General features: G+C 61.7%; 13 protein-coding genes. 11 read left to right on the top strand and 2 right to left on the bottom strand.

Translation table 11 applies throughout. From position 1 onward, the window contains the following. The first annotated feature begins 8 nt into the window (after positions 1-8). The 9 genes from AC5RUF_RS15945 (at position 9) to AC5RUF_RS15905 (ending at position 5,977) form a co-directional block, all read left to right on the top strand. Positions 9-167, top strand: a complete 159-nt coding sequence (locus AC5RUF_RS15945; RefSeq protein ID WP_494131239.1) for a hypothetical protein — start codon at positions 9-11, stop codon at positions 165-167. Next, positions 164-316 carry a hypothetical protein gene (locus tag AC5RUF_RS15940; RefSeq protein WP_494131238.1) on the top strand — a complete coding sequence of 51 codons (153 nt, stop codon included), beginning with the start codon at positions 164-166 and terminating at the stop codon, positions 314-316. Before AC5RUF_RS15945 ends, AC5RUF_RS15940 begins: the two co-directional genes overlap by 4 nt. Further along, complete coding sequence (locus AC5RUF_RS15935; protein ID WP_494131237.1) at positions 304-528, top strand: hypothetical protein; 225 nt, start codon at positions 304-306, stop codon at positions 526-528. Before AC5RUF_RS15940 ends, AC5RUF_RS15935 begins: the two co-directional genes overlap by 13 nt. A gap of 217 nt (positions 529-745) precedes the next feature. Further along, positions 746-1,000 carry a hypothetical protein gene (locus AC5RUF_RS15930; protein WP_494131236.1) on the top strand — a complete coding sequence of 85 codons (255 nt, stop codon included), beginning with the start codon at positions 746-748 and terminating at the stop codon, positions 998-1,000. Then, entirely contained in the window at positions 997-1,245 is a 249-nt protein-coding gene (locus AC5RUF_RS15925; RefSeq protein WP_494131235.1) for a hypothetical protein, read from the top strand. The genes AC5RUF_RS15930 and AC5RUF_RS15925 overlap by 4 nt, the downstream gene beginning before the upstream one ends. 28 nt (positions 1,246-1,273) lie before the next feature. Further along, a complete protein-coding gene (locus AC5RUF_RS15920; RefSeq protein ID WP_494131234.1) occupies positions 1,274-2,095 on the top strand; it encodes a hypothetical protein in 822 nt (273 codons plus the stop codon). Positions 2,096-2,337: 242 nt separating this feature from the next. Continuing rightward, entirely contained in the window at positions 2,338-2,712 is a 375-nt protein-coding gene (locus AC5RUF_RS15915; RefSeq protein WP_494131233.1) for a phage terminase small subunit, read from the top strand. Positions 2,713-2,848: 136 nt separating this feature from the next. After that, positions 2,849-2,992, top strand: a complete 144-nt coding sequence (locus tag AC5RUF_RS15910; protein WP_494131232.1) for a hypothetical protein — start codon at positions 2,849-2,851, stop codon at positions 2,990-2,992. A 33-nt stretch (positions 2,993-3,025) separates the two neighbouring features. After that, complete coding sequence (locus tag AC5RUF_RS15905) at positions 3,026-5,977, top strand: phage tail tape measure protein (protein ID WP_494131231.1); 2,952 nt, start codon at positions 3,026-3,028, stop codon at positions 5,975-5,977. 30 nt (positions 5,978-6,007) lie between these two features. On the opposite strand, the gene AC5RUF_RS15900 is transcribed toward AC5RUF_RS15905, so the two are convergent. Further along, positions 6,008-6,232, bottom strand: a complete 225-nt coding sequence (locus AC5RUF_RS15900; RefSeq protein ID WP_494131230.1) for a hypothetical protein — start codon at positions 6,230-6,232, stop codon at positions 6,008-6,010. A 449-nt stretch (positions 6,233-6,681) separates the two neighbouring features. Between AC5RUF_RS15900 and AC5RUF_RS15895 the strand changes: the two genes are divergently transcribed. Then, entirely contained in the window at positions 6,682-6,915 is a 234-nt protein-coding gene (locus tag AC5RUF_RS15895) for a hypothetical protein (RefSeq protein ID WP_494131229.1), read from the top strand. A gap of 123 nt (positions 6,916-7,038) precedes the next feature. Here AC5RUF_RS15895 and AC5RUF_RS15890 read toward each other — a convergent pair whose 3' ends face one another. Next, the gene (locus AC5RUF_RS15890; protein WP_494131228.1) at positions 7,039-7,509 is read right to left on the bottom strand and encodes a helix-turn-helix domain-containing protein; all 471 of its coding nucleotides are present in this window, start codon (positions 7,507-7,509) and stop codon (positions 7,039-7,041) included. A 1,623-nt stretch (positions 7,510-9,132) separates the two neighbouring features. On the opposite strand from AC5RUF_RS15890, the gene AC5RUF_RS15885 reads away from it, so the two are divergent. Then, entirely contained in the window at positions 9,133-9,570 is a 438-nt protein-coding gene (locus AC5RUF_RS15885; RefSeq protein ID WP_494131227.1) for a hypothetical protein, read from the top strand. Positions 9,571-10,000: the final 430 nt, after the last annotated feature.

The raw sequence follows: 10,000 nt of genomic DNA, 5'->3' as shown, positions 1-10,000 counted from the left end.
AGTAACCCATGGCTTACGACTACAAACCCCGGCAGGTAAACAACTGGGACTTCGCCGCACAGACCGCTTACTACCGCGAAAAGTTCGAGCACCAGGAAGAGCTAACCCGGTACTGGAAAGGCCGCGCACGCATGGCCGGCGCCGAGCTGCAGGACACCGCCGCGTGAGCATGCCAGAAGGCTACGTGTGGCCCTCCCAATGCGACCAGTGCGTATCCGTACCCCAGTACGACGCCAGCGGCTCAATGGGACAGGAAACCGTCACCTACGCCCACCAGGACACCTGCCCCAACCACCCCAGGACGTGGAACCAGTGACCAACACCGAACCGACACGCAAACCCCACGAGCTCACCCGCGGAGAGATAGAGCGGCAACTGCACATCACCACCCGGGCAGGGCAGCAGGCACTACTACTCGCCCGCGGCTGGCAGCAACGCGCACTACGCGCCGAAGCAGCCCTAGCCGAACGCAGCCAGCTCGACCAGGAACTAGCGAACCTCACCGCCCAGCTCAACCAGGAGAAGTAATGCCGTTCACCGGGAAACCCGCAATGCACCAACGGAACCACCGCAACGCCCGCAAAACCTACGCCCGAGCCGCACACATCGACGGCCCCCACGGGAAAGAGCCGGCAGTCGCCGTTTTCAGGGCAGGGCAGATCCTCTCCCTACTCCCGCTCACCGAAGCACTCCGACTGAGCGACGAACTCGTAGACGCCACCGAACGACACCAGGAGCCCCAACCGTGAGCCGACCATTCGCCAACCTCTACAGCCTGTTCACCGCGCAGGAACGGTTCTACCTCAAGAACCACGACCTAGCCGAGAACACCTTCGCCCGGCCCAGTCTGCAAGAAACACCCGGCGGCGGCACAGAACCCACCGTGACGATATTCACCCGCGACGAGTTCCGCTGCATCCTCCCCATCGAAGAAGCAATCCGCGTTGCAACCCAAATCGCTGACGCGATCCAGTACCACAAGGAGAACACCCCCGCATGAGAGCACAGCGAGGCTACTGCACCTGCCACACAACGAAAGAGCTAGTCGAGGCCGGCATGCAAGGCATTGACGTACACGAGGGGCCAGGGAACGAACCGTGGGGCGCAACACCCGTTGCCCTCAACAACGACGCAGCCCTAGCCGCAATCGCCACCGGCGGACGCATCAGCACCAGCCTGACCCGCCCCCAGTGGGCCACCAGCTTTGAGGCCGCGCTGAACGAGCCCGACCCCCGCTTCAACTAGACCAACCCAAAACAGGAGACACACCCACATGGCAAACGTAGACAGCATGTACCTCAGCAACTTCCTCAGCGACGTCGAGACCATCGCCGCTGCAGGCGGATCCACCACCACCGAATACAACCGACTCGTAGAACGGTGGCGCGAGTTCAACCAGGACAGCACCGCACGCGCTGACCTCATCGACGCGCTCACCGGCAAAGCCAGCATGAAAGAAGTCAGGGCACTGCACACCGAAGCACTCGTGCAGCACGTCGGCGCCCAGGCCCGGGCAGAAGTACGCAACCGCACAGCAGACGCAGTGTTCACCCCCATCTACAACGAGTACAAGAAAGTCGCGGCCGCGAACTACGAAACGTTCCGCGCCCAGTTCAACAAACTCGCCCAGGACTTCACCAAGCTCTGCACAACCGTGGACCCCGACGCCGACCCCGTAACCCTCATGGAAGCCAGCGACGCACAGCGCAGGGCATGGGCAGCAGCAGCAGTCGAATACACGCGACTCGACGCCATGCTCCCGGTGCTCAGCCTCGCAGCCAAGCACGCCGGCATCCCCATGAGTAACAACGACGCCCTGTTCTCCCTCGCCGTGGACGCCGGCAAGGCACACCGGCGCCGTATCTGGGAAGCATGGGACAACGAGAACAACAGCCGCGGCGGACGTTGGGCCGCACTCATCAAGGCAGGCGCAACCATCGCAGCACCAGCACTCGAGGACCACAAGCCCTACCCGCGACCCGAGCCCTTGTACTGGAAGCAGGAAGTTACCAACTCCGGCGGCATCCGACAGTTCGAGGTGGATCCAGCCGACGAGGAATACGAACGGAACACCCGAACCCCCGCCGCAGCCTAACCAACACCCGCAACACCCCGCCTAGCTCGCTCACTGCCGCCACAGGAGCGGGCTAGGCCCAGTTAACCCACAGACACAGCACGAGCTAACCCACTGAACAAACCACGAGCACACACACGGCAAAGAACACCCCAACACCCCAGGGGGGAGGACCTAAAGCAACCTCCACGAAAGACCGCCGGGGAGGTCAGCCGGATGTTTGTCAACCACTCAACCCGAATCCGAACCCGAAAGGAGCCCGCATGGGCGCCCCCAGAAACATGACCAAGCCCAACTCGCGGGCATACCGGCAGGCTAACCAAGCCATACGGCAGGCACTAATCACGTTGCCCGCTGGTGGCTGTGAGGACGAAGTGCCGGAGATGCCGGCAAGCCGTGAGTGGGATGCAAACGAGCAAGCCCGGTGGGAGGAGCTTTGGACCTCTCCGCAGGCTACCCAGTGGGACGAGACAGCTAAGGGCACAGTGGCGCTGCTGGTGGCTTACGAGAGCTTGCTACTCGGCAGCAAAGGCTCAGCGTGGGTTGCTCAGGAATGCCGGTACGCGGCCGAAGCTCTAGGGCTGACACCAAAGGCTCTTACTGCGTTGGGCTGGCGCATAGCCAATGACGACGAGTAGGCGCAGGGGTAGGGCCGGCGGCACCAGGGTAGCTCAGGCGGACATTCCGTCGCGCCACCACTGGCGCTTCCGGTTCGAGACGGCCGGTTTCGGGGAAGTCGTTTTCTGCATGGCCGGCACTGAGACTCGACGGGTTGTGACTGAGCTACCCCACGAGGCAGGCCACCACTTTTGCTCCCCGCACTATGACCCGGCCCGGTTCGCACAGCTTATGGCGGATCCGGACATATCTCAGGGCTACATCAACGGACTCAAACACAAGGGCAACCCGACCGGGTAGCCCTTTTTACTTTCCACGGCAAAGGAATTAGGTATGGCAACAAGAACAATTACGGTCAACCTGCAGGCGAACGCCTCGGGTATGGTCGCGGGCTTTAGACAAGCCCAGAACGCCGCCCAGGGGTTCGCCACAGGTGCGAGCCGGTTCGCCCAGCAGAACCGCGAAGCAATGGAGGGCGTAGGCAAGGCCGGCATGATTGCAGGCGGGACGCTGGTTGCCGGGTTCGGTAAGGCCGTCAGCACGTTCGCCAGCTTCGATAAGGCAATGTCCGGCGTGCAGGCAGCAACGCACGAGTCAGCGGCCAACATGGACCTGCTGCGGGATGCCGCAGTGGAGGCGGGCGCCGATACTGCGTTCTCAGCCGAAGAAGCTGCAGGGGCAGTGGAAGAACTCGCTAAGGCAGGCGTCTCTACCGCGGATATCCTCAACGGCGGCTTGAACGGTGCGCTTTCCCTGGCAGCAGCCGGTGAACTCGACGTCGCCACGGCCGCTGAACTGGCCGCATCTTCCATGACTCAGTTTGGGCTCAAGGGTTCCGAGATTCCGCACATTGCCGACCTGCTGGCAGCAGGTGCGGGCAAGGCTCAGGGATCCGTGCAGGATATGGGGCAGGCACTAAATCAGGCGGGCCTCGTGGCTAACCAGGTGGGCTTGACCATTGAGGAAACCACGGGCGGACTCGCCGCGTTCGCTTCCGCCGGCCTCACAGGTTCGGATGCTGGCACGAGCTTCAAGAGCATGTTGCAGCGCCTTACTCCGCAGTCGGCCGAAGCGGCACGACTCATGGACGAGCTCGGCCTGTCCGCGTATGACTCGCAGGGCGAATTTATCGGCCTCAGTGAGTATGCCGGGGAGCTGCAGAACGCCCTCAAGGACATGACCAGTGAGCAGCGTAACGCGACTCTCGGCACCCTCTTTGGGTCCGACGCCGTGCGAGCTGCGTCAGTGCTCTACTCCGAGGGGGCTGCGGGCGTGCAGGAATGGGAGGACGCCGTAAACGAAGCAGGGTTCGCCGCTGAAACGGCCGGCCTGCTCCAAAATAACCTCGCCGGCGACCTCGAAAAGCTCGGCGGCTCACTGGATACCGTGTTCCTCAAATCCGGATCCGGCGCAAATGACGTGCTGCGTTCCCTCGTGCAGTCCACAGAGGAATTCGTGGATAAGATCGGCCAGATTCCGACGCCGGTACTCTCGGCCGCAACAGGCATTGCAGGCGTTGCAGGGGCGGGCGTGCTTGCTGGCGGCGCGTTCCTGGCACTGGCGCCGCGCGTGTTTGAGACGGTGGGACACTTCCGCGCCTTGCAGGCATCCTCTCCCCGGCTCGCGTCGGGGCTTGGGAAGGTAGGTAAGGCAGCAGGGCTTGCCGGGGGCGCTCTCATTGCCCTGACCATTGCTAAATCCATCCAAGACAGCATGGCGCCGGCCACGAAAACCGTGGAGGAGTTTTCCCAGTCCCTTGTGGGACTCAAGGACAACAGCGGCGCGATAGATGATGTTTTCGCCAACCTTGAGTTTGAGGAAGGGGACCGCCTCACCGGGAAGATCAATTCCTACGGCGACGCCATGAACCGCCTCGTAAATCAGGGGTTCCAGGACAAGATGCAGTCCTTTGGCTCGACCGTGTTCGGCCTTACGAACAGCTTTCACTACATGGAGGACGCGGTAAAGCAGCAGGACCAGGCACTAGCCGCAGCGGTATCGGGCGGCAGGCTGGATATGGCCGCGCAGGGGTTCCGGGCAATGGCTGATTCCGCCGAGGCGTCAGGGGTGGGGCTGGACGAGGTAGCGAAGCGTTCCCCCGAATACATGGACGCTCTGCGGAACGTGGCTACGAACGCGAACGTGGCACTGACTGACCAGGAGCTTTTGAACTGGGCTATGGGTGAGACTCCGCAGGCAATGGTTGCGGCCGCGGCGGCTTCCGAAGATACCGCCACCGCGATCGGGCAGGTTGCCGGCGAAGCTGAGGAAGCAGCAGCATCCCTTGAGGACGTGGTGGAAGCACTGTTCCTGCTGGGAACAATCACTATGTCCTCCCGGGATGCCACGGCCGCGTTTGAAGATTCCGTGGACGCCGCTAACGAGATGATCGGTCAGCTCGCCAACGGCACCATTGCCCTAGGGGACGTGCTCAACGACAACGCCACCGACTTCGACCTCTCCACTGAGGCCGGCCGGGCCGCTAACTCCGCTTTCCAGGACCTAGCGCAGAACGGCATGGACGTAGTTGAGGCCAAGGCCCGCGAGGGGTTGGGACAGTCCGAGTTGCAGGGATCCTTGCAGGGCACCTATGACAGCCTTATCGCTACAGCGAACGGCATGGGTATTACCGGGGCTGAGGCCGAAGCCCTGGCACGCAAGGTACTCGGCGTGCCGGACAACATCAGCATTGAGGCGTGGATGTCGGACGCCGCTAAGCGCATGGCCGAATCGACCGGCGCGGAGCTCGACAAGCTGGACGGCCGGCAGGTGCATTCCTACGTGACGATTCACGAGCACACCAACCGGACGGCACGCGACCTCGACACGGGCAAGTCGGATCAGGGCTACTCGGGTAACGGTGGTGTTGGAGGGCTTGCTACAGGCGGCGCAGTGTTCGGCCCTGGCAGCGGAACCAGTGACACGGCAGGACTCTTTGCACTGTCCAACGGTGAGCACGTCCTGACGGCCGCTGAGGTAAAGGCAATGGGCGGCCAGCGGGCAGTGTATGACTTCCGCTCGACCCTCAAGGCAGGGGGTGGTGTCACTGGGTACGCTCAGGGCGGCTCAGTGGGCTACAACTACATAACCCACAACGTGCAGCAGCCGGTACGACATGAATGGTCCGCTCCGCCCGCATCTGCCGAGTCGAGCCTTTCGGACAAGATACTCATGAGTACTCTGGTGGACGCGATCAAGAAGCAGCGGCCGATCAACGTCACGGAGAACTCGACGCCCTATGCAACAGCCGTGGAAATCGCGCGGTTGCAGTCTATGGCGCTTTAGTACCCCGGCTCACTGGCATACCGGCATCTACTAGGCACCAGGTGAGGCGTGGGCTATCTGTTTGAGGTAGCCCACGCCCATCAGGAGCAGGCCCACTGCGGCGCCGCCGAACATCGGGAGCAAATCAAGCTCAAACTCGCCCACCTTGAGCATGGCGACGGCGAATACGAGGACGGGAAGCAGGACGGCCAGCACAGCGCCGGCAAGGACCATAGGAGGGCGGGCGGCGCGGGCTGGGGCAAGATGTGTTGTCATGGCCCGTAGTCAAGCACGCCCGCTACCAGTGCGCTACTCAACTCCCGCTCACCGGACACGCTCAGGAATACTCATTGCCTAACTCAGTGGGTAACCAATAGCACGCCAACCCCCCTCTGACTAGGAGTGTTGCGCTAATCACAGGGCTGGTGTTTACTTGCTCCCAACACAGTAAAACCCCCGCAGAGCTTGCCGGCTCTCGGGGGTTGTGGCATCAACTAGGACTAGTAGTCGCTGCAGGAACAAATATACCCATTTGCTTCCTGATTGCAATAGCTAACCCGTTGAGCCACGCTCAGCGGGTTTTTCTGTGTCTACCCATAAACAGAAGTGGGGCCGGCGATCCTCGACCAAGATTCTCGCCAGCCCCGCGTCCAACCGTTCAAAGAAGGACGATCATCATGATGGCACAAGACTCTGACAATGGCACGACCTGCACGCTTGAGAACATGCGCCTTGTTCACCGGGTGCTCACCCCGCTCAAGCAGCGCGGCATCCTGACGGGCAATGCAGTTCCGGCCGTATGCGGGCAGAGTATCCACGTCAGCGCCCCCACCGAGGACGCTCGAAACACCAGGGAAGCCCTCGGGGTGACCCTGCTGGCACCGGCAGAGATTATGTGCCCGGAGTGCGAGGACATCTACGAACTCATGACCGGCCGCACCCTCGGAGTCGCCGCATGAGCGTCGCTGAGCAGCTAGGAGCCCTCGCCCTAGCGATCCTCATAGGTGCCGCCGCATGGGAACTCATAAGGCGCGGAGAGGACTAACCCAAGGGCCTAAGCCCCCGTCACCATGGCGGGGGCTTTACCTTTGCCACCAGCGCCGTTTCCCGGCGCTCTCCGGGGCTTTCACGGCCTCGGGTAGGGGTTGCTCGGTGGGTGCGCTCACGAGCGGCTCACGAGCAGGCTCAGTGGTTGCAGGCTTAGCGCCCTCCAACATACGCAGAGCACGCCGCATATCTTCCAGGTGAGTTTCCGCCATAGCCGCTACACGCTCCGCTGACGCCCTCTTAGCGCGTTCAACCTCTAGCTCTAGCTCCAACATCCGCACACGCTCCGCAGCGACGTTCTCAGGCGGCTCAGGAGGGTTATCAGGATCGACCGGAGCCCACCCCACCGCCAGGAGGTTAGTGAGCGGGATCTTCCACGCGCCAGCATCATCCTTGAACGCGTCAGGGAACCGCCCGGACTCCCGGTAACGGCGCACGGTGGACTTAGACACACCGCACCGCTCAGCGGCCTCACCAATAGACCAGGACGGCCGGTTGCTACTCATAGCCCCAGAATATGCCGTCAGCCGGCAGGAGCCCGTGAGGCCCGCGACACGCCCGTTAAACGACAAATCCCCCAGCCGGGGCCAACCGCTGGGGGATCATGAAGTCGAATCACAATTGAATAATGCGAGCCTAGCACCGTCGCCAACCGGTAGCTAGCCAACACGCGGGAAGGCAACCCCGCGTGTCGCTGCCACACACTCTGCAGCGGCCAACCAAACACGCTAAGCCAAGTACCGTAAACCCGGGCGGCTTCTCACCGGGTCAAAGCCGGTTCCAATGTCGAGTCCTGAAACAGGGTCCATCACGGGTGCGAGCAATCCCCCGAATCGAAGGAACGCCACGGCCTACAGCACCAGGGTGTATACCCACCCCGTGCCGGAGTTCAGGACACATGCCGCCGTTGTCAGTCACTAACCCGCTGACCAGCTAGAAAACCCACACGCCACACCTACACCGGTGCCGGTTCACGCTGCCTTGAGTCTCCAAACTAATCCCTTGGAGCGTCAAGGCACGCCCCTGCCCGCCGCCTCCCTGCCCAGTGCCAGCCGGTTCTCCCAGCGTGGTTCAGTCCACCAGGACCAAGGCAGAGCTAACCTACATAACCTGCACCGATATCTAATATAGGGAGCGTAGCGTTACCTGTGGGCTGACTAGGGCAAATACAGCCGCCGTAGGCGTCCTGGTCCCGTCCGGGGGTGGTACTGAACAGCAGCCTTAGACGTGACGTAGGCACGGACTCCCAGCGCACCCGCCGCCTTTCGCTTTTGAGAGAGCTCTAAAAATCATTCATCAAAATCGTGTCGCCAACCAACGGCGCACGGTGATCCCTGGCAATCCGCCGGCACGAACACTCGACCCTCACCAGAGACGAACCCCCGCCGCAAAACAGGCCCGAACGGGTGTCTTCTACCGGGTGCCACGCAGCACGAAAGCCGGTAGAAACTCAAACCCCCGATTCCCCCGGAAAACCGCGCCACACCCACCCCGCTTCCTACCGGTAGAAAGCACAAACGGGGCGGAAAACGACGCACGGTAGGAAACAGGTTGGACTGATAAACCAGGGGAATCGAACGCGATCCTCCGCCAAGGCTCCGGATGCGCTCAGAAAAGCAAAAGGGCATAAGGCGCGTTGGCACCTCGCTACGCTCGGCGGTCGGCACAGCCGACGACGCGCAGCACTGACACTCATGCCTCACCAGGGCGCCAATCCCCCGCGGTAGACACCACAGAGCCAACCGTCACCAGAGGCCGGCCGACGTCGTAAACGGAATGATGATTCTTTCAATCATTCATGCGTTACCCGCGGAATTGTCACGCGAGCTGCCGAAGGGCTGGGACCAGGCCACCGACACTGAACCCTCACCAGAACCACGCCAACCTCAAGAAAAGTGCACATACTACCGCAAATTTCCAGAAAGTTTTACCAGAACTACCTAAAACGGGCTGTTTGGGGCTATCTGCTCGGTAGAATTAGAAGTACTGGTGTGTGTTGCACGGCATGGCAAAGCCCCCGTTAGTTCGCGCTAACGGGGGCTCCACACTACAAATTCATATCTGGGGAAACCGTTGAGTTTTCGAGGCTTTCGGCTACCCAAAACCACCCGATCAAGGAATGGCTCTATATGCATTTAACTCTAGTCGAGATAGACGAACAGCGCAACAACCCTCTGGAAGACGGCGCGGCTTACTGCCTCTCAAACCGCCGCAGAGCAGCGCGGAAATGGGTTGCCTTGAACAACTTCTCCCTGACCGTGTGGCGCAACGCTCTTACAGCGTCCGACCTCTCCCAGCAGGACAAGCAGACAGCCCTCCACGTCGCCGCCAGCGCCACGCAGCGAGGCTACTCCCGCATCGACAACCACGCCCTAGCGATCCTGGCAGGCGTGAACCGGCCCAACACCATCACGGACCGACTCAAGCGGATCCGCGCAGCAGGGTTCCTTGACGTGCAGTACCGCTTCAACAAGAGCTCAGAACACCTGCTGACCTGCCCGCTCGGCATCGACCCGGACCCGCTCGACAGGGCAGTACAGGACTTTGTGAAAGACGCCCCTAAGTGACTCCCAAAGGAAACCGCTATGGCACTGGACGAAACGCAAAAGACACGGATGCTCAAGTTCCTCGAGCGAGCACGGCAGGAGGCGGAACTACGCGAGCAAGCCATGCGCCGGCATCCCTCAGTGAGAAGCCGACAGACAACCTGACCCTCGAGCAATGGCGGGCCCTGGCACTCAGGAACGCCACGCAGGCCCGGTTCTGGAAAGCCCTCGCCGTACAGGCCAACCAGCAGCTGCAAGCCTCACGCAACACACCAGAGACGCACACCGATAAGCGGATCCGCTACCAGGACCGCACCGGAGACACCGCGGCCGCCCGCGCAGACCGAAAGAGGAAGTAACCCATGGCTTACGACTACAAACCCCGGCAGGTAAACAACTGGGACTTCGCCGCACAGACCGCTTACTACCGCGAAAAGTTCGAGCACCAGGA

The organism is Arthrobacter sp. Y3224198 (genome assembly GCF_059090025.1).
This window is presented reverse-complemented; position numbering and strand designations above follow the sequence as displayed.

Bases quoted from the DNA above. Each gene is read 5' to 3' on its own strand.
- AC5RUF_RS15945 (WP_494131239.1), top strand. From the start codon at position 9: ATGGCTTACGACTACAAACCCCGGCAGGTAAACAACTGGGACTTCGCC.
- AC5RUF_RS15925 (WP_494131235.1), top strand. From the start codon at position 997: ATGAGAGCACAGCGAGGCTACTGCACCTGCCACACAACGAAAGAGCTA.
- AC5RUF_RS15920 (WP_494131234.1), top strand. From the start codon at position 1,274: ATGGCAAACGTAGACAGCATGTACCTCAGCAACTTCCTCAGCGACGTC.
- AC5RUF_RS15915 (WP_494131233.1), top strand. From the start codon at position 2,338: ATGGGCGCCCCCAGAAACATGACCAAGCCCAACTCGCGGGCATACCGG.
- AC5RUF_RS15905 (WP_494131231.1), top strand. From the start codon at position 3,026: ATGGCAACAAGAACAATTACGGTCAACCTGCAGGCGAACGCCTCGGGT.
- AC5RUF_RS15900 (WP_494131230.1), bottom strand. From the start codon at position 6,232: ATGACAACACATCTTGCCCCAGCCCGCGCCGCCCGCCCTCCTATGGTC.
- AC5RUF_RS15895 (WP_494131229.1), top strand. From the start codon at position 6,682: ATGCGCCTTGTTCACCGGGTGCTCACCCCGCTCAAGCAGCGCGGCATC.
- AC5RUF_RS15890 (WP_494131228.1), bottom strand. From the start codon at position 7,509: ATGAGTAGCAACCGGCCGTCCTGGTCTATTGGTGAGGCCGCTGAGCGG.
- AC5RUF_RS15885 (WP_494131227.1), top strand. From the start codon at position 9,133: ATGCATTTAACTCTAGTCGAGATAGACGAACAGCGCAACAACCCTCTG.